26 protein-coding genes are annotated in these 25,514 nt (G+C 30.1%); 3 read left to right on the top strand and 23 right to left on the bottom strand.

Annotated elements, in window-relative coordinates; all coding sequences use genetic code 4:
* The first annotated feature begins 132 nt into the window (after positions 1 to 132).
* The 3 genes from ACD762_RS02175 to ACD762_RS02165 are packed head-to-tail and all read left to right on the top strand — an operon-like array spanning position 133 to position 2,771.
* Positions 133 to 465, top strand: a complete 333-nt coding sequence (locus ACD762_RS02175; RefSeq protein ID WP_423364227.1) for a hypothetical protein — start codon at positions 133 to 135, stop codon at positions 463 to 465.
* Complete coding sequence (locus tag ACD762_RS02170; RefSeq protein ID WP_423364226.1) at positions 455 to 1,753, top strand: DNA methyltransferase; 1,299 nt, start codon at positions 455 to 457, stop codon at positions 1,751 to 1,753. The genes ACD762_RS02175 and ACD762_RS02170 overlap by 11 nt, the downstream gene beginning before the upstream one ends.
* Positions 1,743 to 2,771, top strand: coding sequence for a DNA adenine methylase (locus tag ACD762_RS02165; RefSeq protein ID WP_412893641.1), 1,029 nt, complete (start codon positions 1,743 to 1,745; stop codon positions 2,769 to 2,771). Before ACD762_RS02170 ends, ACD762_RS02165 begins: the two co-directional genes overlap by 11 nt.
* Before the next feature lie 65 nt (positions 2,772 to 2,836).
* Here the strand turns inward: ACD762_RS02165 and ACD762_RS02160 are convergent, their stop codons facing one another.
* The 23 genes from ACD762_RS02160 to ACD762_RS02050 form a co-directional block, all read right to left on the bottom strand.
* A complete protein-coding gene (locus ACD762_RS02160; RefSeq protein WP_412893640.1) occupies positions 2,837 to 4,411 on the bottom strand; it encodes a lysozyme family protein in 1,575 nt (524 codons plus the stop codon).
* Positions 4,412 to 4,438: 27 nt separating this feature from the next.
* A complete protein-coding gene (locus tag ACD762_RS02155; protein WP_412893639.1) occupies positions 4,439 to 6,772 on the bottom strand; it encodes a VirB4-like conjugal transfer ATPase, CD1110 family in 2,334 nt (777 codons plus the stop codon).
* Positions 6,735 to 7,130, bottom strand: coding sequence for a PrgI family protein (locus ACD762_RS02150; RefSeq protein WP_412893638.1), 396 nt, complete (start codon positions 7,128 to 7,130; stop codon positions 6,735 to 6,737). The genes ACD762_RS02155 and ACD762_RS02150 overlap by 38 nt, the downstream gene beginning before the upstream one ends.
* Before the next feature lie 29 nt (positions 7,131 to 7,159).
* Positions 7,160 to 7,465, bottom strand: a complete 306-nt coding sequence (locus tag ACD762_RS02145) for a DUF6809 family protein (RefSeq protein WP_412893637.1) — start codon at positions 7,463 to 7,465, stop codon at positions 7,160 to 7,162.
* A 78-nt stretch (positions 7,466 to 7,543) separates the two neighbouring features.
* The gene (locus ACD762_RS02140; RefSeq protein ID WP_412893636.1) at positions 7,544 to 7,906 is read right to left on the bottom strand and encodes a hypothetical protein; all 363 of its coding nucleotides are present in this window, start codon (positions 7,904 to 7,906) and stop codon (positions 7,544 to 7,546) included.
* Between the two features lie 69 nt (positions 7,907 to 7,975).
* Positions 7,976 to 8,809 (bottom strand): hypothetical protein, encoded by an 834-nt coding sequence (locus tag ACD762_RS02135; protein ID WP_412893635.1) that lies wholly within the window; start codon positions 8,807 to 8,809, stop codon positions 7,976 to 7,978.
* 35 nt (positions 8,810 to 8,844) lie between these two features.
* Positions 8,845 to 9,189 carry a glutamyl-tRNA amidotransferase gene (locus tag ACD762_RS02130; protein ID WP_423364225.1) on the bottom strand — a complete coding sequence of 115 codons (345 nt, stop codon included), beginning with the start codon at positions 9,187 to 9,189 and terminating at the stop codon, positions 8,845 to 8,847.
* A complete protein-coding gene (locus tag ACD762_RS02125) occupies positions 9,182 to 10,951 on the bottom strand; it encodes a VirD4-like conjugal transfer protein, CD1115 family (protein WP_412893634.1) in 1,770 nt (589 codons plus the stop codon). Before ACD762_RS02125 ends, ACD762_RS02130 begins: the two co-directional genes overlap by 8 nt.
* Positions 10,935 to 11,117 carry a hypothetical protein gene (locus ACD762_RS02120; RefSeq protein ID WP_412893633.1) on the bottom strand — a complete coding sequence of 61 codons (183 nt, stop codon included), beginning with the start codon at positions 11,115 to 11,117 and terminating at the stop codon, positions 10,935 to 10,937. The genes ACD762_RS02125 and ACD762_RS02120 overlap by 17 nt, the downstream gene beginning before the upstream one ends.
* Positions 11,107 to 11,928, bottom strand: a complete 822-nt coding sequence (locus tag ACD762_RS02115) for an ArdC-like ssDNA-binding domain-containing protein (protein WP_412893632.1) — start codon at positions 11,926 to 11,928, stop codon at positions 11,107 to 11,109. The genes ACD762_RS02120 and ACD762_RS02115 overlap by 11 nt, the downstream gene beginning before the upstream one ends.
* Positions 11,929 to 11,930: 2 nt before the next feature.
* Positions 11,931 to 12,608 (bottom strand): PcfB family protein, encoded by a 678-nt coding sequence (locus ACD762_RS02110; protein WP_412893631.1) that lies wholly within the window; start codon positions 12,606 to 12,608, stop codon positions 11,931 to 11,933.
* A complete protein-coding gene (locus ACD762_RS02105) occupies positions 12,559 to 13,908 on the bottom strand; it encodes a relaxase/mobilization nuclease domain-containing protein (RefSeq protein ID WP_423364222.1) in 1,350 nt (449 codons plus the stop codon). The genes ACD762_RS02110 and ACD762_RS02105 overlap by 50 nt, the downstream gene beginning before the upstream one ends.
* On the bottom strand, positions 13,880 to 14,236 hold the full coding sequence (locus ACD762_RS02100; protein WP_423364221.1) for a plasmid mobilization protein: 357 nt from the start codon (positions 14,234 to 14,236) through the stop codon (positions 13,880 to 13,882). Before ACD762_RS02100 ends, ACD762_RS02105 begins: the two co-directional genes overlap by 29 nt.
* 92 nt (positions 14,237 to 14,328) lie before the next feature.
* Entirely contained in the window at positions 14,329 to 15,897 is a 1,569-nt protein-coding gene (locus ACD762_RS02095) for a leucine-rich repeat domain-containing protein (RefSeq protein ID WP_412893800.1), read from the bottom strand.
* A gap of 209 nt (positions 15,898 to 16,106) precedes the next feature.
* Positions 16,107 to 16,985, bottom strand: coding sequence for a DUF3846 domain-containing protein (locus ACD762_RS02090; RefSeq protein WP_412893799.1), 879 nt, complete (start codon positions 16,983 to 16,985; stop codon positions 16,107 to 16,109).
* Positions 16,957 to 17,910: a DUF3991 domain-containing protein gene (locus tag ACD762_RS02085; RefSeq protein WP_423364220.1), complete on the bottom strand. Its 954-nt coding sequence runs from the start codon at positions 17,908 to 17,910 to the stop codon at positions 16,957 to 16,959. Before ACD762_RS02085 ends, ACD762_RS02090 begins: the two co-directional genes overlap by 29 nt.
* Positions 17,900 to 18,370, bottom strand: coding sequence for a hypothetical protein (locus tag ACD762_RS02080; RefSeq protein ID WP_412893797.1), 471 nt, complete (start codon positions 18,368 to 18,370; stop codon positions 17,900 to 17,902). The genes ACD762_RS02085 and ACD762_RS02080 overlap by 11 nt, the downstream gene beginning before the upstream one ends.
* Position 18,371: 1 nt before the next feature.
* Positions 18,372 to 20,126 carry a DUF6908 domain-containing protein gene (locus tag ACD762_RS02075; protein ID WP_423364218.1) on the bottom strand — a complete coding sequence of 585 codons (1,755 nt, stop codon included), beginning with the start codon at positions 20,124 to 20,126 and terminating at the stop codon, positions 18,372 to 18,374.
* 13 nt (positions 20,127 to 20,139) lie between these two features.
* Entirely contained in the window at positions 20,140 to 23,607 is a 3,468-nt protein-coding gene (locus ACD762_RS02070) for a SpaA isopeptide-forming pilin-related protein (protein ID WP_412893795.1), read from the bottom strand.
* Positions 23,608 to 23,686: 79 nt separating this feature from the next.
* Positions 23,687 to 24,277, bottom strand: coding sequence for a hypothetical protein (locus ACD762_RS02065; RefSeq protein WP_423364216.1), 591 nt, complete (start codon positions 24,275 to 24,277; stop codon positions 23,687 to 23,689).
* Between the two features lie 77 nt (positions 24,278 to 24,354).
* A complete protein-coding gene (locus ACD762_RS02060; protein WP_423364214.1) occupies positions 24,355 to 24,789 on the bottom strand; it encodes a hypothetical protein in 435 nt (144 codons plus the stop codon).
* Between the two features lie 71 nt (positions 24,790 to 24,860).
* A complete protein-coding gene (locus ACD762_RS02055) occupies positions 24,861 to 25,310 on the bottom strand; it encodes a hypothetical protein (RefSeq protein WP_423364212.1) in 450 nt (149 codons plus the stop codon).
* Complete coding sequence (locus tag ACD762_RS02050; RefSeq protein WP_423364210.1) at positions 25,303 to 25,494, bottom strand: hypothetical protein; 192 nt, start codon at positions 25,492 to 25,494, stop codon at positions 25,303 to 25,305. The genes ACD762_RS02055 and ACD762_RS02050 overlap by 8 nt, the downstream gene beginning before the upstream one ends.
* Positions 25,495 to 25,514: the final 20 nt, after the last annotated feature.

Here is a 25,514-nt window from a genome sequence, read left to right as displayed (position 1 = left end):
AACATTTATGAAATTTGATTTAAATTGATACTCATATATTATTAATCAAAATTACAAAATATGATTGTATATAATGTAAAATGAATTGACATGTGATTGAAATTAATGTAATATTAAGCAAGGAGGAATTTTATGAGAGACAGCGAAAAAATTGAGTATCTACAAGAAATAAAAAAATACCTAAATTTAACTTCCGTTTGCAACTTGTACAATCAAAAAAATGTAAAAGAGCAAATTGATTATAACAATTTAAGAACTGTTATAAATAATCCTGATTCTACAAGATTAAGTACCAAAAAGATAGATTCATTTATTAACTTTATTCAAAATGATTTATTAACAGTATTAAAACCTGATTATTCTAAGCCATTTTGTATTAATAATGAAAAAATTGAAAATATTGTAGATGAGTATTCTAACGAACTAAAACAATCTATAATGAAGGAGATTAATAATGGAATTTAAAGTAAATGAATCTTCAGAATATGAAGTAAAACTAAACGAAGAAAAAACAAAAAAAAGAGCTGGTATGCATTCTTTCCATAGATATTATGGAAAGCTAATCCCTGCTATTCCAGGAAGTTTTATTAGCGAATTAACTGATGAGGAAGATCTTATATTTGACCCTTTTTCAGGATCAGGAACAACTGCAGTTGAAGCATTAAGACTAAATAGAAATTTTGTAGGTATCGAAATTAATCCATTATCTCAAAAAATTGCTAAAACAAAAACTACTAAATTAAAATTCTCAGTCTTGAATATGTTTAATGAAGAAATAATGAACATCGTGAAAAACAACAATTTTATAGTTACAGAAGATGATCTCCCTTATTTAGTAAACAGGGACCATTGGTTTAAAGACTTTGTCCAAAATGATTTAATAATTATTAAAAAATCTATTGATTATTTTTTTAACAATTTGGAAGAACATCCAGAAGATGAAAGTGACTATAAAGACTTTTACCTTGTTACACTTTCTGCTATTTTACGAAATGTTAGCAACGCAGACACTAGACATGTATTTCCAGGAATTAGCAAAAGAATGCGAGCTCTAGAAGCAGAAGGAAAAATACATATCGACGTAATCGCATCCTATGAACGTGCTATTAAGAAAAGAGCTCAGTATTATAAAATATATGATTCAGTATCCACTGAATCTAAGATAATTTTAGGAAGTAGTACAGATGTAGATTTAAGTGACTATCGAGAGAAAGTTGATCTAATTGTTACTAATCCACCATATATTTCATCAGTAAGATATATTGAAACATTAAAATTAGAAATGTATTGGTTTGAATTCGTAACCAACATTGATGAATATTCAAATTTAGCACATCAAATGTTAGGAAATGACAAATTAAAGAAAGCTGAATATGCTCAACTTGAATATACTAATTATGATGAAATTAACGAGATAATCGATAATATGAGCTTAATAGATATGAAGTCAGCAAAAATAATAGGAGAATTCTTTAATTTAATCGAAAAGGTCATCATTCAAATGAATTACGTTTTAAAACTGAATAAGCATGCAGTCATTAAAATATCAGATAGTAAAATCAAGAAAACAAAAGTTGAGACTGGTAGATTAATGACTCTTATAGCTGAAAGTCATGGATTTAAACTTAAGGATTTATTTTTAGACGAAATAAACAATAATAGTAGATCATTGACCACAGCGAGAAATACCTATAGCGATATTATTACTCATGATTATATTATAGTATGGGAGAAAATAGAAAATGTACGATAGTATTCCAACCATAAGATATATGGGAACAAAAACAAAATTACTAGATTATATTATCCCATGTATAGACAGTGTAACTCCGAAAAATGGTACCGTATGTGATATTATGGCTGGTTCGAATGCAGTTAGTTACGCTCTAAAAAGAAACTATAGTGTATATACAAACGATATACAAAAATATAGTGAAGTAATCAGTAACGCACTAATTATTAACCAGGATACTGTTATATCATCCATTTCTGCAAAAGAAGATTTATATGATTTATATATCTTCAATCTTCAAGAACAAGAATTTGACTATTTTAAAAAAACGTATTCAGGAACTTACTTTTCAGAAAATCAATGTTGTTCAATAGACTCGATAAGATATAGTATTTCTAAAGTACAAGACAAAAATAAATTTAACCTATACCTATTAGCGTTGATGAATACAATGTGCAAAGTTCAATCAACCCCTGGACACTTCGCTCAATTTATGCCTAGTACACATAAAAGAATAATTCCACTACAAAATATGGATGTATGGGATGAATTTCTAAAATCATGTAATTACTATTCTGATATTACTTTTTCCAATTTTAATAACCACTGTTTTTGTGGAGACTACAAGAAACTATTAATAGATGATTCACTAAAAAATGTCGATACAATATATCTAGACTCTCCATATTCGCAAGAACAGTATTCAAGATTCTATCATATTCTCGAAACAATCGTTAAATATGATTATCCAGAGGTCCATTTTAAAGCCAAATATAGAGATGATAGATTTATGAGTGATTTCTGTTATAAGTCCAAAGTACTCGATGAGTTTAAAACCATCCTAGAATACTGCAATAAAACCCAAAAAAATTTAGTTATCAGTTATTCTACAAATGGAGTTCTTCCTCACAAAGAATTGTTTGAAGTGTGTAAATTATTTTTTAAAAATTGTAAATTAGAAGAGATAAATTATTCACATTCAACTCAAGGAAAAGGAAGTAATAAAATCAAAGAAATATTAATAACACTATCGCACTAACTATATAAAAAATAATAAAATAGAGTATAAATACGTCTTATTCTAGACATATCTATACTCTTTTTTTATTTGATTATCCCATAACCATATATAACACTATCGCTAACCCTGTAAGTATTTCTTTTACAAACATCATTTGAATTACCTTCAATAGTATGAATAACATCTCCTTCAACATATTCGATAATACCAACATGATCTGAGACACCATCACCTTGCCAATCAAAGAAGATAATATATCCTTTCATTGGATATGTTCCTTTCTTTGCCCATTGAGATTCCTTTTTAAACCAAGGTATACCCTGTTCCTGACAAGAAGCAAACTTAGGCATCTTATTTGTTGCTATTAAATTAGATTTATCTCCACACCAACTAACAAAACATGCACACCACTCTACTCTACTTTTGAATCCATACCATGACCAGAATTTTTGACCACCTTTATTACCTATTTCTTGTTGTGCAACTTTAACGATATCTCCATTACCTCTGTTGTAATACCTCATTACATGAGCAACATATTGCTTATCACCAAACTTTTTTACTTTCAGTTCTTTCTTCTTGTTATCAGAATATGTTTCAGCATTGGCTTCGCTATATCCCCCAAAGTTCTTTACAGCCCAATCAATATATTCAGATCCATAGTTATATCCCTGTAAAGCAAGATATATAGGTTTCATATCTGTAGGGCTACTTACTTTGGCTTGTTTAATACAATCAGCCAGTTTATGCACTCCACAATCAATTGAGTATTCTGCTTCTTTGATGCTATCAGGTTCATGAGGATATTTTGTATTATAATCACTCTCAGATACTTTCATTACATCTGTACCTTTTCCTTGAGATTCTTGCATCATTACTGCTTGAATAAGATCTACATACTCACCTATTCCATATTGATCAGCATATTTCTTAGTAATGATATTGTATTGAAGTACTTCCTCACTAACTAATTGATTATCCATTTCAGTAATTACTGTACTGTTATTCAAGTAAGTCATAGATGTCATAAAGAACATAAGAACAACTAATGTTATCATTCCACCAATTGCCCATCCAATAAAAGGGATAGATGATAAAGCTTTAACTACTTGCTTAATAACTATATAAGTAGTCTTAATTGTTTCTTTAGCTGCATAACTTGATCTTTTAGCAGAATTCTTTGCCTTCTTCATCATTTGTTTTTGTTTGAATGCTTGTTTCTGTGCATTCAGCATTTGCTTCATTGATTGTTCTGCTTTTTTAGTTCTAGTAGTTTTGAATCTCTTAACGTTTTTTACATTATTTGCAACGTTTTTGGTATCTTTGGTAGATTTATCAATTGCTCTAGATGATTCATTAACACTTCTATCAAATACTTGTTGCTCATTTTTAATGTTTCTTTTTCTTGTGCGTCTTTCTTTAAACTTCTTAACTGAATAATTCTTTACCGCTCTAGAAGATGTTGATGCAGCTTCTTTTTCAGTATTTGTTATTATGCCACTAGCATACTCATTAACTGTCTTATCATCTTTGTTGATTCCTTTCTCTACTGATTCTTTTGTCTTATAAGTTGAATGTACTATAGATCCTTTTAATAACGATCTACTGTCAACTGTTTTAAAATCATGACTTGTTCCTTTTACCTTAAATTCAGGCATTATAAAAAAATGCATAAGCCATATGGCCTATGCATGATTAACCTCATCTGGTTTTGTTGTCATGATTTGATAAGACTCAGTATTCTTTGGATAGTTATCAGTAAACGGAATTAAGAATTTTCCGTATCTAATTAATCCGCTTCCTGGTGTTACGTTGGTAATATATTCTAATTGATCATCTGAAATATTAAGTAATCTTGCTAACTCATCTCTATCAGATGTAGCTTGATTTAACATTACAATAAACTCACTATTTGATAACATTGTTCTAGCAACTGGAGATTGTAATAAATCTTCTACGTTTTGTGTAATACCTGTACAGAATGCTCCATACTTTCTTACACGTTTCCATAACTTAGATAAGAATTGTGCAGAGTACTCATGTTTAAACAATAAGTAGATTTCATCAATGATGATGTAAGTTGTTCTACCTGCTTTTCTATTCCTTGTAATACGATTTAAGACACTATCTAATACTACTAGCATCCCTAAAGATTGAAGTTGTTCACCTAGTTCTAAGATATCATAACAGATAAGTCTATTATTGATATCTACATTAGTTTGTTTAGCAAAAGTATTAAAACTTCCTTTAGCATATAAGTTAATTGCTTGAGCTAACTTATGACCTTCTTCTCCTTCTTTAGACAATAACTGACATAAATCTACAAGAGTTGGTGGTGTACCATGAAAGTCATTTCTTACATACTCTTGATATACCTGTCTTGTACATTTATCAATGATTGATTTATCTATTGCACTTAATCTTTCAGGTGCTATAGCTTGTTCACAAAATGATAATATGAACTCAGACTTCAAGGTGATTGGATCACCATTTTCGTTATATGAAGCATTAATATCTAACGCATTAATATGATCACTTGAATCAGCTGAAATAATAATAGTCTCACCTTTAAATCTCTTAACAAGGTTCTTATATTCTCGTTCTGGATCTATGATGATAATATCGCAATCGTCTGTTACAAATTGATTTAATACTTCTTTCTTAGCTGTAAATGATTTACCAGAGCCTGATACTCCAAGTATAAATGAATTTCCATTCATTAGTTTCTTCTTATCAGCAATAATCATATTACCACTTACTTTATTGATACCATATAACAATCCACTAGAATCAATAATATCTTTTGATCTAAATGGAATAAAGTTGGCTACTCCTTCAGTTAGTAGTGTTCTTGTACAATCAATCTGTTTTGTTCCAAAAGGCAATACAGTATTTAATCCTGGTAGTTGTTGATGTGTTAAAACATCTAGCTCAAATCCACATCCTCGTCCTTCAGTAATTAAGTATTGTGTATCAGTATCAAGTTCTTCTTTAGTATCCGCTAGATGAACAATTGTTACTGTGGCCAACATCATTCTTTGATCTCTTGAAGTAATATCATGAAGATATTCTTCAGCTTCCATTCTAGCTGTCTTCATATCATATGGTATTGATGCTGAGAAGTTATTATTCTCATTTTGTCTCATTTGAAATTTTGTAATATTAGTTTCAACACTTAATAGTCTTTGTTCACATTCTCTAATAGCCTCTTCAGTGGATACAGGAATAATATCTATTGTAAGCATCAGATTTTTATTTAAGTCACATAAGTTAGTTATTATTTTGTCATTTCCAATATTAGGATAATCTCTAATAAATAACACTCTTCCATATTTATCATCTAACTTAAAATACTTCTTTTCAAAATCAATAGATGCAGGACATATATAATCTTTAAAGTTATGACCTTTAGCCATTGATTTTTTCATTTCAAAAGGAATAGTTCCTTCCACATTTGGTCGATAGAAACCTTTAAATATATCTAACCTTTCTTGATAAGTCAGAGGTCTTGCATCAGATGTTAATTTTGACATTTGTTTTTCTAGATTAACTCCAACACGATTAAAGTAATTACAAGCTTCCTCATGATTCTTTTTTTCAGTTGATAATGTAATGTATTTCTCCTGAACTATTAGATTAGATCCTTTAGCGTGTGCAATACGTATATCATTTTGTTCATCACGTATACCGCTAAATTCATCATCACGAGGTTTAATTAATAATCTTTTTTCAAAGTCTTCTTTATTAATTTTAGTGTTGTTAATTGTAATCTTAGCATTAATACCAGCATCCAACGAATTTAGTAATTCTACATAATCAGCAAAGATATTATATTGATCAGTCTCACTTGATGCTTCGTAATTAATATCACTGAATTTAAATGTTTTACTAAATAATCTACCAGATCTAAAAATACCATCATCATAGATGGTATCCACAGGCATTGTCTGTTGAACTGATTTAGGTAATTTGTTATCTCTTTTATTTAGATTTCTTATTCTTTTTAAAGCCTTTAACATATCTATGTTTCTCCTCTCTTCTTTTTTCTTTTGCACTTTCTATAAGCATTAGCTCATACATATTCTCACTCTTATAAACTAACGGTTTCATCGATAATAGATACGATTTAAGAAAACATCTTGTAAAGTCTTCAAAATACATTCCATGATATCTAACAAAACCTAACAGTACAAATGGTACTGCTGCTATCATACAGATCCAACTTAATGGCTCTAATGATAGATAAGGACTTAATGTGAAATAACATATAATTGCTACTCCTGCAGCAAGTGCAGCAAACAAACACTGTCTCATTGTTAATCCAAAGAATATGTGTTCATTGTATTCTCTTATTTCTTTATTAATTCTTATTTCCATTTCTTATTCCTCCAACAAAAAAACTGATTCTATTTAGAACCAGTTCCTTCTTCTTGTTTACCAACAAGTGCTACATTAAATCCTAATTTAACACCTTTGATAAACTGATCAAACATTTCTTCTTCAGTAAAATTCATCCAAGCATTTCTATATTCCTCGCATAAGTTATTAAAATCCTCAGAACTTACTTTATTTTCATGTCCTACTTCTAGATTGTTTCTTGCATTATTTAATTCTTTTAATGCTTTTGATAGTTCAGGACGATTAGAATTTCTTGTAATCATTCCTGTATACTCTCCATCAAATATTTCTCTCATAAATTTTTCATTTAGCATAGTTATATCCTCCTTTTATGCAAGGATATTCTACTCTTTAATAAACAAAAGAAAAACGTGCAAATAATTATTCACACGTTAATCTTCTTCATTTATTACTTTATCGTATATTTCTTTATCCACTAATATAACTTCTTTTGGAACAACATCATCTTTTTGATACTTTTGAATAATAGATACAACAACATCAGCTAGTAAATATTCTTGTGTAGTTGTCTTTCTACCAAACTTTTTGATTATACGAATATTACCATCTATTAGATTAGTAAACGCATAATCATATAGTGCTTCTTTATTCTTTCCATTTTCTAAAAATTCTTTACTGAATCCAATGATCCAAGACTTATCATCAAATTCATTATTTAATGAATAAGTATATTGATATTCCTCATCATCTTCTTTAACTTGTTTAATACGTAAAAGTAAAAATTCTGATAACATAATAACTTCCCTCCTATGTTCTAAACAAATTTTAACATTCAATAAAAATTAATAAAAATGTGCAAATTGTTATAATCCCATTAATTCCTTAATAATGCGATCACTCATCTTAACTGTTCCAACTAGAACTAATAAGTTAAATATGATTTCTGATATGTAACCCCAAAGCATACTACTAGCAGAAGCATCTGCGTTCACTGTCGGCGATACAACAAATGCCGAGAATATGACACAGGATATAACAATTATTAATCCTTCTAAACATACACCAGAAAAACTCTTCAGGAAGTTAATACCCATACTTTGAAATGGTTGTCCTGCAAAAGTTGATAATGGTAATGGTGATATTGCTGTGTATAAGTATATTTTAAAAAACCTACCATAAACGGTAAGTATCATAATGAACGATAAAATTGTAATAAAAAGACTTCCAATTAACGTAACTGCATATAGTGGCATAGCTTCCAACCAACCTACATCATTACATGCATTCTTTATTACTTCAGGAAGTACAATCTTTGAATAACTAGCTACTCCTGTTGTATTCATTACAGATGTAATTGTTCCTTGTGCAATTTCCATGATCGCTAATAGTAAATCTAGTCCATATGTGACTACTCCTTTTGCAATTGCAAATCTTACAAACAACTTTAATACATGTTCTGGTTTCTTTACCTCTGTAAAACTACCACAAGTTTTGACTACTCCACAAACAAAGAAAATAACAAGCAATGCTAGTGCAATTGCTTGTAATGTTCCATGTATATTTTTAATAACTGTCCATATAGTTCCACCTTTAAAATTCTGAGGGGATGTTGTTAATAATGCCCATATCTCCTGGAACTTGGAATTCCAGGTATTCAGGGCGTTAACTAAGTTATCTATAATCCAACTATCTCCCATAATTACTTTCACCTCCTACTTTCTTTTTTAATCAATTAACCTACAATTAAATCTAAGATTTCTTTGGCAAAAGTAATAATGATTCCACCCGCAAGAGTTAAGAAACCATTTGCTCTTTGGCTAGGATCATGACTCTTTAATGATAACCCTACTTGCACAATACCAAATCCTAAAAGGATTAAACCAATTGCTCTAATCAACGAAAAGATAAATGTTGATAGATTATTAATTACTGATAAGGGATCTCCAGCTGCATATACTGTTGATCCAAAGTTACACATTAATACTCCCCATACATACATATAGAATGTACACTTCACTGTATGAGGTGCCTTACTAAATCTAATTAAACTACTTTTTATTTTTTTCATTTTACTCATTCTCCTTGTTGAATTCTTCTTCTAAATCTTCTTCACTTAATAACTCATAGTTACCATTTTCATTAAGTTCGATTGTTCTCCAATCAATGTCTTTTTCTACGATTCCATATACATATGGTTCTCCACCACCATCAGTCGTATATTTAATATTCTTATGCTTTAAGATATCAAACTTCTTATCACATATCGGCTTCTCACTTCTCACAAAAAGTAGTGCTTCATCAATATTAATAAGACCTACTTCATCAGGCATTAATAACTCTCTACCACTTTGTTGATAGTTAGTTGTATAGGATCCATTTCTACCTCTATTCATTCCATATGTATTTGTATCGATTGTTTCTTTTCCTAATCGCTTAGAAACATATTCATAAGTACTTTGTTCATTCCCACCAAGATAAAGCATCTCATCACAGTTACCAACAATTGATTCCCAATTGTCTTTATACAACGCTTTAATCTGTGCTAAGTTTTGAAGAATAATAGATACCGATATTTCTCTAGATCTCATCGTACTTAGCAACTTATCAAATTCATCTGGTAATGCAACATTCGCAAATTCGTCCATAACGAAATGAACATGTACTGGTAATGCTCCATGATATATATAATCAGCTTGATAATATAGTTGCTGAAATAACTGAGTATATAACATACCTACTATAAAATTGAATGATGAATCATTATCTGGGATAACAGCAAACAATGCTGTTTTTCTTTCACCCATCTTTTCTAGTTCTAGTTCATCAGTTGTAGTAACTCCAGATAATGAAGACAAATTAAAAGCAGCAAGTCTAACTCCTACAGAAATCAAAATTGATTTTGCTGTCTTACCTGCTGCTTGTTTATATATGTGATATTGCTTTACTGCTAAACTATCTGGATTACGATTCTCTAACTGTGTAAAGAGTTCATCTAGTGGACTAACATAATCCTCATCATCTTCTTTAACATCAGCTGCTGCAATCATTTCCATTACCATACCAAAGTTTTGTTCTTCAGGTGGTGCTTCATGGTGTAAGAATAAACATAAAGCTAATAGCAATGCTGTTTCACTTTTCTCCCAAAACGGATCCATTGATTGAGATCCTTTAGGTGTTGTGTTTCTAATAAGATTAGTTATAAGCTTTAATACATCGTTGTCATCATGCAAATAAGCAAAGGGATTATAACAAAGACTTCTTTCCATCTTAATGAGATCTAGGACTTTAACTACGTATCCTTCTTTCTCTAATAAATTTCCTGTAGACCTTAAAATCTCCCCTTTAGGATCTAGCACGACAAAACTACTATTACATTGCATAATATTTACTTTAGCATAGCACCTTGTCTTACCTGCCCCACTTCCTCCAATAACGAGAACATGTAGATTTCTTAGATGCTTTCTTTGATTAAAACTAATACTAAAGTTTTGAGTTAGTATCTTATTGTTATTACTATTCTTATCTTCATACTTGTTAGCTAATTGAAATACATTACCCCACTTAGCTGAACCATGTTCTTCATTACGCCTATAGTTCTTTTTAGTAGAATAATAGATTGCAATTCCCATTCCATATGCAATTAAACATAGCAAAATACTTCTTCCAGTATTCTTAGTTATTTCTATATGAAATGGATTAGACATATTAGTGCTAAGACTATTCATAATATCAAATAGATTACCACTCAAAGACATTCCTAAAATCAATGCAAACCATAAAACTGGTACACATCCTAATAAATATAAAAGTACAATAGTTCTTTTATCTAGCTGCTTCATACTTATCTATATTCTTAGGCTTAGCATCAATGATTTTTAATAATACATCGTCTACATTCTCAGTAGGCTTCTCACTATCTAATAAATTATTTCTAAACTCATTTAATGCTTTAATAATTAAGCCTCTCTCATACTGATCAATGTTTAATGTATATTTATCTTTCATCTCTTTGATCCTTATTCTTATCTTTATATAAATAATCATTGATACCTTTGTTCATTTTCTTATTCATACTATTAAGTTCAGAAAAGAATACTTTTTGATCATCTTCACTTCTTTGAACAATATCTTCAGATGCTTTATCGAAACTATAATTAGAAACATCAATTCCATACTTATTACAAATCATATAAGAAAGCATATAGGCATTCATCGAGAAGTCTCCTCTTGAATAGTTTTGTGATTCATTATCTCTAATAGCATGAGCTACTTCCAAAGATAAGCATCTAACTACATTTTCAGGTGGCATATTAGCCTTAATGTAAATTTTCTTATCCAATGGTTCATACTTGCTATCTACTGTATCCGCCATGTCCTCTCTTTTTAAGATATCGCATGGTGAGATACTAATTAAAGCTTCTACTACTTTCTTAATATCAAGATGATATTGAATATCCTTAGTCGAATCAGTTTGTTCAACATCAAAAACCGTTGCAGTACTTACTTTAAACTCACCCTTATTATCTTTATAAGGTTTTAGAATTAAGAATCCATTCTCACCTTTTCTAACATGAATTCCTAACTTATCCCATTGCTTATACTCTTTAATTTGAGTAGCCTTAGGATTCGCATTAAATACTAGTAACTGATTGTTTAAAGTGTATTGGTCAAATCTTGAACAAACATCTAAAAAGCTTCTTAAATTATCAGGTGTTTCTGATACTTTAGGAAGCGTTATTTTAATATTTCCAAATACTAGTTCTCTATCTGCTTTCTTCTTTAAAATCCATTTTTCTTTATCAAATTCTTGGTTCATAACTATCTACCTCGTTTCTTTGTTTTCATTTTAGTTTTAACTGGAACCTTCTTAGCAGGAGTATTTTTACTTCTTCTTTGTTTAATATCATTCAATTCTTTTCTGATACTAGAACGAACCATTGTAGGAATACTTTCCTGTTTTTGTTTTTGCTTTGTTGAGTTCTTTCCTGACTGATGTTGGGCTGTCTCCTGCTGTAAAGACTTTTTTGGCTCTACACCTAATAAGTCATTAGCTTTATCAATAATTTTTGTTTCTTTAGCTTTTTCTTTTGAATCAGTAATTTCCTTTTTAATGGTTGCTGTATCAATAGATGCTAAATCAAACTTATCCATAATACGATCTACTTTAGAAGCATCACGTGCTTTAACCATGATATCGACTTTACCATTTACATCATTCTTATCTTTTAATGCACAATACAATACTCCATACTTTTTAGCTTCTCTTTGAAAGACTTGTAAATCTTCTCTATTAACTTCAAAGATTTTTAATTCATCTCCACTGTTAAGCATTGTTTTAAGTCGTGTCTTACCTTTGGTACGCTTTTGATCTTTCATCAAAGTATAAAGATAAACCGATAAGTTCTTTGCTCCATATCCAGATATCTTAATGACTTCTTCCATACCCTTAAGAGACATGTTGACGACTTGTTCTGCTGCTTGTGATTCTGTGTTCATCTTGACCATCCTCTCTTTCTTGATTGTTAATTAGATTAACGTTATTTTGAATCTTTGCAGATCTATCTACTATCTGTTCACATAGTTTCACCTCCTTAGATAAAGAAAAGATTTCCTTAGATAATAAGGAAACCTTCTGTTTAACTTCTTCCATTTCTACATAATTCGTATCTTTCTTACTGCTATTAAGTTGATTACGAACATCTTTGCATTCTTCAATTTGTTGTTGAAGTAATACCTTTCTCATTTCAACATCTTCAGCAGTTTGAAGATCATGTTTACAAATATAATTTGCTTGTCTGCATATATCATCAAGATAATTAATATCTTCTTTTAATAAGAAATGCATTCTTTTAGCTTTAGGTTTATTTTCAAATACACCTAGTAAAAAACAATAGTGATAATAAAGGGCTTGAATACCTTTAGACTTTGGTTTGTTATTTTTATTAAGGAATACATTTCTATCCACTTTAATAGTTGTTACACTTCTATCTTGTTCAGCTATTCTTTTCTTAATAGCATCTTCAGTGTAATCTTCACCTAGTGATTTACATCTAAAGTATTTAGATTTACCTTCAGGCATTACTTTAAGATACTTGTTGTAGTTATTAACTTTGTATCCTCGTTTTTGCATACCTTTAACAAACATATCAAATGTTCTTGATTCAGCAATTACTTCATCAATATCTCTTTTAATAATATTCCTTACTGTTGGTTTACCTTCTTGAGTGTCCATATATATTCTATAGTTCACACCTTTACCTCTCTTGTTTTCTATCACACTTAAGTGATTCTCTTTGCATAATCTATCAGACACTTCTTGCATCTTTCTATAGGTTGCTTTATTTGCTTCAAAGCATTTATTGTTTTTTAAATTCACATTGTTAATAACAAAATGATTATGAATATGTTTCCTATCAGTATGAGTAGCAACTACTACTAGATAATCAGTCCATAACTCTTTAGCAAGTTGTACACCTATATCATGAGCTTGTGCTGCTGTTACTTCTCCAGGCTTGAATGACTGATATCCATGAAATGCTTTTATCTTTAATCTGTTATCATTTTTTTCATGTAGCATCATCATATCTTTAACTGGATCACTACCACAATTTAATGAAGTAACAAATAAAGCTTGTTCTGTCTTTTTACTATTAGTAGCATACTTAACAACATTATTAACATCATCAAATCCTACAGGCTCATCATAATCATCATTAGTTGTCTTATCAGGATTAGAAGCATAATCGACAACTCTTTTTATACTTCCTTTAACTGACCAAATTTTTGTTGTTGCCATTTCATTCCTCCATCTTTTCAGGCATAACATTTAACTCAAATAATTGATCTAGAAGAACGTCTAATTTCTTACACTCTTCATTTATTAATTCAACATTCATTATGCCTCTTGCATTTGCTTTTACAGCTAGTTGATTGAGATTATTACCAATAGCATGTAATTCTCTTGTTAGTGATATGTACTCCTCACTAGGTGCTTCTTTTGGAATATATCCTGTTATTAATTTTCTAATATATGCTTCTTTGGACATCTGAGTTTTTAATGTATGTTCATCAAGTTTATGTTTTAACTCATCATCTAAGCGTACAGTCAATTTATATTTATTCATATATCGCCTCCAAAATAAAAAAGTACAACAAGTGTACTTTAGAATATTGTTATTAAATGAAAAGTGCCTTCTATTATGAAGACACCTTTTAGCTAATTATTTAGTTTTCTATTTCTTAGTGACAAGTACATACCTGCCATACTTATCAACATTAATGATACGATTGATGCAATATCTGTTGTATCTCCTGTTTGAACTGTGTCTTTATCAATGACCTTAATTGTTGTAGTCGCTGTTCCATCAGTCCATACCATTTTAATCGTATGGTCACCAGTTTTTAATGTTTTCATAAACTCGGGTTTAAATGTAATGATTGTTGATCCTTCTTTAAGTGTATAATTTCTATCACTGACAAGAATATCATCAAAGTATACTCCTGTGAACTTATCTAAACTTCCTTCTCCTTTAACTACGAATGCACTGTTAGAACCTTTTTGATATACAACTGACGTATCTGAGACATTAGAACCCGGAAAAGAAATTGGATAATTTTTATTATCATCTAAATCTTCAATAGAGACCTTATCAGGAAAATCAAACTTTCCAATAAACCAACTAAAGTTATTAATGGCCAAAACTTTATATCCTGTTTTTGTTGAATTGACTACTAATCCAGTAGAAGAAACCATTAAACTTAATTTTGTATAGCTCATTTTTATTAAAACTATTGAACTACCAGCAAAAGCATCTTTTCCTATACTTGTAATTGAATCGGGGATTGTAAGACTGTCTAATTCATTACACTCATAAAATGTTTTTTCACCTATACCAATTACTTTATATGTTCTAGTTTTAGTTTCAGTAATAGTATGCTTTACAGTTTCTGGAATTATTAAATCACCACTATACTTAGTATCTCCCGAAATAATCATAACACCACTATTACCAGGATCGACTACTCTATATTTTATCCCATTAGAAACAAATTCTTCATTCATATCAGTAAATATAAACGTTCCTTCACATCCTGAAAATCCTAAAACTTCAGAGGTGGTTGGGATTGAATATCCTTTTCTATTAGAATGAATTGTAAAACAAAGAGGAGCAGTTCCTAAAAGGTGATTGTATTCGATAGCTTCAAGCTTTGATGAATGCATTTTTACATTCGTTAGATTACAACACCCCATACAAAAATTTGAATCAATTCTTGTTACTGAATCAGGGATGGTAAAGCTTGTTAATTTTTTACAACAACCAAAAGCCATTGATTCTATAGTTTTAAGTTGACTATTCTCACCAAATGTTACACTTGCAAGATTTGATTCATTTTCCGCGTTCCACGCACTAAAAGCTTTCGATTCTATACTTTGTACTGTATCTGGAATTGTAACACTTTTTAAAATTGAACAATTTTCAAACGCAGATTCACCTATACTTGTCACAGTGTATTCAGTGTAATCATCAAAGGATTCAGGATTATATTTTTTTACTTTAGATGGTATTTCTAACTCACCAGAATCACCCAAATTTCCGTAGCCAACAACTGCCACAGTTTTTGATTCCTCATTATCCTCTATTATTTGATATTTAAGATAGTTATCATTATCAAAAAACATGTCACCAGTTGATGCACTTACTTCTTTTACACCACCAGTAAAGATTGGTATTGCAAAACACATAGTTATAACTAATAGATAAGATATGATCTTCTTTATCTTCATTGTTCTATCCTCCCTCTTTCAAGATTAAAATGTTTTTCTTTTATATCTTTATTATACTTTTTTGAAATTTTAAAGTATATAAATATAGTCAATAAATCCAAAATTGTTTCGATAGAATCGATGAAAATACAGGGTATTAGGGAGCATCCCTAACAAGCGATTTATGATGCCGTCATAAATCAATGCTTGCTATGAAAGAAAGGTATAGTCTACCTTCCTTCATGACCTTTATTCGGATGTTTAACTTCTCTGAAATCAACTTGGCCTTGATCATTCCTAAAGAATGTATGTGGATTTTCAAACACCTTTTTATAGTGAGTAAGCTGTTCTTCATTTAATGAACAACATTCATGATGTTCATCTATTCCACAAATAATCATGTTACCAAAGAAGATGTTTTGTAGTTTCCCATTGGCATCTTTGATTCCTCTATTGGGTTCAAGTTGTAATGGAATACCTTCTTCATTTACTACAACAGCTACTTTGTAATCTTCAAAAGGATATGCTCTTTCAATATGTCCATCAACAATATTTTGCATACTTTCCAGGTTGTTGTTGATTGATGATTGATATGGTTTTCTTCTTGGTTCAATGATTAATACATTGATCCTTTCTGGAACTTCTTCTATTGAATAATCAACACCTGAAAAGTCATCAGCAGATAATACGATTTCCTCTTCTGCATATTGACCTTCAACAATATCTCTAGCCTCTTCTGGGCTACTTGCGATAACCTTAACTTCTCTTGATAGTGTTTCTTCAACTGTAACAATATACTGCTTTTGAACACCATCTGCATTTAGATTTACATACTCTACTTCCTCAGGTTCAATCTCTCCTGTTTGCATTCCATTTAAGGCCATTATTAATTCAGGTCTCATATCTACTCCATCAGGAGAAAACCTATCCAAGAAACATCCCATTGTTGTAAATAGATTTCGATCTAATGAATCAATGAACATAAATCTATCTGTCGTTTGGTCATTGATAAAACTAGCTATGTTTAAGATATCTCTTTTAATAGCTATAGGATCTTCTATATTTTTAACATCATTTATCTTATAAGCTAATACAAAATCATCTGGCATTGTTGTCACCTCTTTCTTTATTCATATATTTAACTAAATATTCATTTACATCTTTACCACTCGTAGGTGGTCTATCTAATACGTTATATTTATTTGAATATACTCTTTTGATAAGTTCTGTTGCAGCTCGTCCTGCATGATCATTATCAAGATGAAGAATTATATTCTTAATGTTTTTATGATTGTTTAAGAATGTCTCCAAAGCTATTGGATTGGTATCCTTATTTGAATCATAAACACCACCTAACGATAAGTAATTTTGTTTATTCCATTCATGTTTCTTATGTTTAAGTAATGTACCATATGATAGCAAATCAATAGGACTTTCAAAAACATGTAATACATCATTTGAATTATTTAATCCCAACGAAAAAGAGAAGTTCTTATTACTACAAGATACTTCTCCATGAAACTTCTTTTCAGTTGTTCCTCTCATACAAGCATATTTAACATTACCTTCAGGATCTTTTCCTAAGAAGACTACATTATGATGATTCTTTTCTTCATAAAGAATTCCATCATATAGACAATAAGCAATTAAAGAATCATCAATACATCTTTTTCTTAAATATTCTATTGCAGCTAATGGTTTATCTGCTTTTTCAGGAAGTTGGAAATACTTCCTTTTTGTATACTCCTGCTTAGTTTGTACTGGTTCTTTTGCATTCAAGTTTCCATTGATTTTCTTAACTGCTTCAGGGAATGAATAGCCATATACATTCGTTAAATAACTGATTACATTTGTTCCTCCAATTTGTCTAGAAAACCAATGCCACTTACCATTAGATATCTTTAAACTGTCATGATCAACAGTACAATAATTTCCTCTAGATATTTTAACAAGATTATCAAGTTCATAAGTCATTAAATAAGTTAAAAGGTCAATCGATTTTGCACGACTGATCTCTTCTTTATTAACATACATGTTCTGAAGATGTTTCCAATTCTGTTCCAGTAATAAACCCTATTCTTGCTAATCCTACAGAATACTGTAATTCAAAATCTCTATAATTCATATTTGTTATTACGTCTAATAGGTCCCATTTGTTTTTAAAAAAGTGATATTCAACAACAAGTGGTTCATCACTGTTGTCATGAGGATCACGTCCTCCTTCAAATACTGATAGAATTATATTCAATGTCATGACATCATATTCAGCAAATTTATCTAACAATATATTCTTTGGTTGTTTAACATTTCTTAGTGATTCAAAATCTCTCATTGAGATAATACAGTTATCACCGTTATCAACTTTTTCCATTTTCTCAAACATGTCATCTAACTTTTCCATATACTTATTAAAAGCATTTCTATATTTAACAATATTATTGTAAACATCTATTAACACATCTTTGTGTTGTTCTAAAATTGTTTCTGGATTCATTTTATCTTACCTGTCCTTTTCCCTGTGATTTTTGTTCTATGTTAAATTGAACAAACTTATTTTTATTAATCATTTCTTGATTACCTTCAGCTTCAATTACATTACCTTTTTTATCAAAGGTTATTGAGAAGTCATCTCCTTTTATTTCAGCTATTTTATAATTGTTTTCTTTAATATTCTTTAACCATCCATTAAGGAATTTATTTAAGTCATCTGCTACTTCTGGATTAGAATTAATATCTTGATACATGTTCATATTGTCCTGTTGAAATGTTTGACCATATATTAATTGATTCTCCGTATCAAATGTAATCTCCATATCAGGATCTGCCATCATATCTCCATTTACTTCATAGTAATGAGACATTGCAAACCTATCATTTCCCAGGTTATCAATATTCAAATCCATAAATGAACTATTGGCTTTTAACTTAATATAAGTAGCATCACCACTAAGTACACTTTCACCAAATGATTTAAATCTTAAATAGTTTTCTCTTTGGATGCTATCTTCAACAAATGGTCTATCCATATTGGGATCCATAATATCTAAATAGCATCTTAGGAAAATTGTTTCTTTAACTCCTTTTTCAAAGTAATCATTAACATGATATAAGTTAGCAGCTAAAGGATGTTTATCAGCATACTTATCCACAATTGCACCTAAATCACTATCAATAACTTCTCTACCCAATTCTGGTTCGTTATCTTTTGATCTCAGATAATCATAAACAGGCATCGCTGAGACATCATTCATTAAATCTTCAACTAGTCCTTTAGAGATGTATTCAAGCTCTACAGGTGTTAAATAACTATCATCAGTTGAATGCACATCATTAAGATCAATGTTAAACTCTTTATCATTGTTCATATCCATATTCCTTTCATAAATTGGTTCTAACTTTGTAATCATTTCATGAGCATTACTTTGAATATTAAGTAATGTCTGTTTTAAGAATTGATCGTTTTGTTCAGCATATGTAGCAACATACACAAAACTATATTCACTGGTATCAATTCCAAAGTGATTACAAATAACAAAAGCCAACGATTCAGCTTCTATCTCTCGTTGACTTTGTGGTTTATTTAATTCTTTATGTAATAGTGAATGGGCATATTCATGTGCTAAGGTTTTAGCTTTATGGATATCATCTAGTCCTGAGTTAATTACTATCTTATCTTCAGTAAGGCTATAATAACCTTTCGCTCCTCCACTAAGTGTTTGATCTTCATCAATTGATTTGAACTCAATTTGTATTTCACAAACTTCTTCTATTGATTTTATTAATGCTCTCGAACTATCTGATGTTCCTTTTAAATCATGAGTTAATTCAGGTAATGGTTGTCCATCTGTTTGAGAAATATCAAATACATTAACTACTCTAAACTTAGTCACTGTATAAACTTTCTCTTCAGTTAAAGCATCTCCTTTATCATTCCTTATGACTTCACCATTTGCATCTTTTTGTTCTACTTGTGTTTTAGCATTAACTTGATAAGGAGCTAATATCTTAATAGCTTTAGCTCCTTTTACTACATGTCTTTTAAAATTCTTATTCCATGAATTAAATCCAGCAACTAATGATGCTGTTGGATACTGACATAATATCAACATTGTATTATTCAAGGAATAATTATGAAACTTTGATAATGATTGTAAGTAATTAAGGAAGTTGTCTGATGTATAAACATCTTTAACCCCCTGTTCTATCATCTCAAAAGCTTGTTTAGTCTTGTCTTCTCTAGGGCATATCACTCACTCCTTTTCACTAATCTTTTTTCTTTTTAGCGAAGTATACTTTTCCTGCTACGATAGCAATTCCTGCAGCAAACATTAAGAACATATAGAACTTAACATTAGTACTATCACCTGTATGAACTACGACTGGTTTATGAGTATCTTTCATCACTACTTTTTGTACTACTCCTGTATCACCAATTGTAAACTTAATTGATTCAGCTTTATTGTAGCCTTCAGGTGCAGTAATTTCTGTTAAAGTATATTCTTCATTTACATGTAATCCATAGATCATATGTACTTCATTTGTTGAAATCCATTTATCAATTTGATTACCATCTTTATCAGTGATAATTAAAGTTGCTCCTGGTAATTCTTTGCCAGTACTTGCATCTTGTTTAGAAATACTTACTTTAGTGATTTCATCTTTCATTACGATCTTTTGAACTTCACCTATATCATTTACTGTGAATACAACATCACTTGCAGTTGCGTATCCAATAGGTGCTAAGTCTTCCCATAATACATAAGTCTTATTGATTTCTAATCCTCTAATTACATGAGGTTCATTTGTTGAAGTCCATTCATCAACCACTTTATTTGTTTCTTTATCATAAACAGTTAAGTGTGCTCCTGGTAATTCTTTTTCAGTAGTAGCATCTACTTTAGTGATATTAATATTTGTTTTAGTATTAGTTAATTCTAAACTTTGAGTGTATAGAACTTTATCACTATGATCATAAGATAAATCAATATCATATACTTTCTTATCAGTTGCATAACCTACTAAAGCTTGAGTTTCCTTTAATTGATATTTACCTAAAGCTAAGTCACCGATATTGATTTCACCTAACTCATTTGTTAAGTAGAATCCATCTTCAGAAATATCTTTAGATACTGTTTGTCCACTTCTATAAATTAATGTCTTTCTTCCATCTAATGAATAGATATCTTCAGCAGCAGTTAATTGATATTGAACTCCACTTAATAACTCATTTGAGTCTTTATCAGTTTTAACTAAATGAATTTCTCCAGTAGGAGCAATATTAGTAATTTTAATATCCATCGAATAAACCTTAGTTGTTAAATCTTTTTGAGTGAATTCAATATCATGTACTTCTTCACTTAAAACATAACCTTCTAAAGTTAATGTTTCTTTTAATTGATATGATCCCATTGGTAAATCTTTAATTGTGATTCTACCTTCTTTGTTAGTTTTATCTTTTGAAACAAGATCACCTTTTTTATAAAGAATACTACCATCGATTGGACTAATAATATCTTTAGTTGCTGTTAATTCATATTCAACATTTTCTAAAGGCTCTTTTGATACTTTATCAGATTTATATAATTCAATTGTTCCAGTTGGTTGTAAGTTTTCCACTTTAACTGTAAGCATTGGATCTTCATCTTCATCAAGATCATAATCGTATTGATTAGTAATAGTAAACTTAACTGGATTTTCTAATGATAAGAATCCTTCAGGTGTTTCTACTTCTTCAATAGTGTATGTTCCTGCTAATAAAGTTAATGGTAAAGTAACTTCTCCATCTTTACCTCTAATAACTACGATATTGTTTTTACTATTAGTAGTGAAAGTATCATATTTAACTCCACCTACTTTTTGAACTACATAATTACCTTTAGAATCTTTAATCTTGAATGATGCACTATTTAAAGTAACAGTCTTTCCTGTTACTTTATCAATCTTTACAAGTTTAACTTGTGATTTGAAAGGTGCGTTATTCACGTTAACTCTTCTTACTTGTTCAACATCTGTATATTCTGTGTAATCTTTTGTAACTGAGATTGTGAAATCTGGTGCTGTTACATAATCTTTTGGAGTAGCTGTTTCTTTAACTAAATATGTTCCATATGGTAAATACTTTGTATTAGCTTTTCCATTTTCATCAGTAGTAACAACATCATATGTAGTTGCATTGTCCCAACCTACATGATCAACTTCTGATTTTAATTTGAATGTGAATTCTGCTCCTTGTAATCCTTTAACTACTCCAGAGATACCTTCACCTTCTCCTGATTTAAATACTTGAATCTTTTGCATATTGACTCTATCACTTGTGTCTTTATCCACAATAACTTTTGATACTGTTTGTCCTTGATAAGTAATAGCTACATTAATGGTATTAGTATTTAAAACTAATGAATCATTAGTTGCAGTTTCTTTAATGTAATAATTACCTAATGGAAGATCATCCCAAGTAATATCACCTGATGCATTTGTTTTTTTAGCTGAAACCTTTTGATCTTTATCATAGAACTTCTTAGTTCCTGCTACATTAGTAATTGTTTCAGCAGCATATAAGGTATATGTATTATCGTTGATAACAGCATCACCTTTTTTGTTATCAGTTTTTGATACATCCATGCTCTTCTTTAGATTGATTTTTCCTGTTGGTTCTAAATTGGTTGGATCAATAGTTGTAGTTTCTAATACTTTAACTGTAAATTCAAATTCAGTTGTATTGATTAAATAACCTGTAGCAGCATTTACTTCTACGCATTTATAATCACCTACTGGAATACGATCTAATTTAATCTTTCCATCACTACTTGTTTGTACAGTACGATCAAATCCATTAGGACCTGTTACTCTATAACTAGTATTAGGAATTGTTGCTGACTTATCATCATTGTATTTTAATAATTCAAAGTTACCATATTTATTTGTTTTAACTCTGAATGATACACGAACTGGATCAGCAATCTTAAAGCTTCCAAGTGATTGACAATCACTAGCAGTATAAACAATTGTTGTTCCTGTTTCACTTGCAGCAATGTTTTTCTTTAATGTAATACTTGTTAAGTCAGAAGCATTAGAAGCTCCTTTAATGATTAACTTGTTTCCACTAATTGAAACATTTAGGTTACCTGAACTAACAACTACCATATCAGATAACACTCCGTTGGTATCTGTTAATTCAATTTGCCCATCCATATCTACTTCATGTGTTCCTGAAGCAAATGATGGCATTACATAATAACGATCAACGTCAGCTAAGATTTCATTCCAACATCTTTGTTGATCTTGATATGTAGGTGCTGTTTTACATGTTACAAATTGTAAATCAGTTCTATCATGGATTTCTCTCCATAGTAATCCTTGTGTAATTGCATACCAGTCTTGGCTTGTTCTTCCAGCCACTTTAGTTCCATAATAAGCAATTAACGATAATCTTTTAGCTTTAGCTTCACTCAATCCAATATCAGCAGGTGTTCCTGCGGTTACTGTTTTTCCACTATGATATTCAGCATAGTAATCAACACAGAAAACTGGTTGTCCACTAACCTTTAAATATCCTTCATGTCTATTACTTACTACATTTCCTGTTGTGGTTAAATACCAATCACTAGGTACATCGCAACTTGTTACTCCAGTTAATGCTTGAGCTGATGAAGTTGCTCCACTAATCACTATCGCTAAACTAGCTAGTGATATTAAGAATCTTCTAACATTCTTCTTTATCTTATCTATCATTGTTTTTCTCCTGTTTAAAATAAAAAAGGAAGAACATTATAATCATTCTTCCTTACTTATTATTTCTATTTAATTGTTGTTAATAATTACTGTAATAATACGAGATAGTCCATTTATCATATGTTGAATATACTAAATATCCACTAACATAATTTGTATCACTTACGTAATTATCTGAGTATCTTTCAGCTTCACTATATGCCACATTTTCATCAGTATATAGCTTACCTGAATTACCTATTTGATAATTATATGAAATAGGTTTTTCTTCTTTTGGTTTTTCTGGTTGTGTGGGCTTAGGTGTTGGTGCTGGTGTACTAGGTATTGAATTATCAGTTGGTTTTGATTCTTCAATCTTAGTTGGAACACTACTAGAACTAGAAGTACTTGAAGAACTAACTTGTTTACTAGAGTTTTCCACTTTTTTTGATGAATTATCCACCGATGTATTACTGCTACTAACTTCTTTCTTTTCAGCTGTCTTTTCTTCGACAACTTGATTAGTTTCACTAGCAGCTGTTTCTTCATTTTCTTTAGTGTTCTTTTGATCCTTTTCAATTGTTTCCTGAACTGCTTTCATTGATTCATCAGGAACAGGAACATTTGAAGCACTAATAAACATACCAACTAACACTACAGCCATTGGAATTGCAAGTATTCTTTTTAACATAAAGCATTCCTCCTCTTCACATTCAATGTATTCCTAGAAGGAAGACTATTCAATCTTGCAATTAATTAATTTGCAGATTAATCATCTTCATAGTCATCTTCTGTTAATAGAACTGGTGGAACATTCTCACATTTGGGCACCATTACTCTAATATTTGCAAAGCACTCTTTAAATTCATCACCAGGAACAAAGAAATCTCTTTTATCTTTAGACTTATCATCATATGTCACAATAAATGTTATTGCACCTATATCTTCACACATGTAATCAAGTTCTCTATAGATGATATCAATTACATCTTTAGAAATACGATCAAACAAAACATTGAATACTTCATTGTTTGTTTTAAAAGACCATTTTTTTACTGGATTGATATCTGAAATAAACATTGGATTATATGTATATTTAATACTTTCTTTTGTTATTACGATTTTATCCTCATACGCATCTTCATATGAACAAAATCCAGATGTACTTCTTATTTCAACTTTAATAACATTCTTAGTACTCATAAACATATCCTCCTGTATCTCTTTATATTTAAATCATAACACTTATTGATTTACTCAGAAAGATAATAAGGCTAAATCATTTGTTCCTTAGGAGGCTGTGTATGATTCTTCAACTTAATACCCTTATCGTGCATTATTGTTTTCATCTTTTCTAAATCATCTTGACTCTCACAAGCAATTACATAATCTAGTTTAAATTCTGATTCACTAATAACAGGACTTACACCTAAAATCATTCTTCCATCATTTCCAACAGCTGATTGTATTGGACGATCATCAGCAATAAGTTCTAAGTTACCTTCATAGAACAATGCAAATGGTGGACATTCTTTTGATTTAAAGAATTCAGGGTATTTATCATCAATGATTGTTACACACTTATTCTTCTTTGATTCCATTAATGTTGGTCCAAGTTCTGGGTCAACTTTTTCTTTGTTTGATAATGCTTCATAAATTTTATCGAAATCACCTTTATACTTTAAAGCAAAGTATTCCAGGATTTGTTTCATACCGTTATCCATGAGTTTCATCTCCTTTTGAATAATTTTTAATTAACTCTGTGATCTTTTCATAATCATCATGTTGATTAGCTTCAATTTTGTTTAAAACATCTTTAGCCTGTTTAGCTTGTTCACCATTAAGACTAAAAGCATAATGCATTAAAGCTGAACTAATAATGCTTAATTCTTCTTTATTAAAATTCATTTTCTTTATTCCTTTCTAAT

Source organism: Mycoplasma sp. P36-A1, from assembly GCF_049478495.1.
GTDB lineage: Bacteria > Bacillota_I > Bacilli_A > JAJDGJ01 > JAJDGJ01 > P36-A1.
Note: the sequence above shows the minus strand (reverse complement) of the source record. Positions and strands in the feature narration are given on the sequence as shown.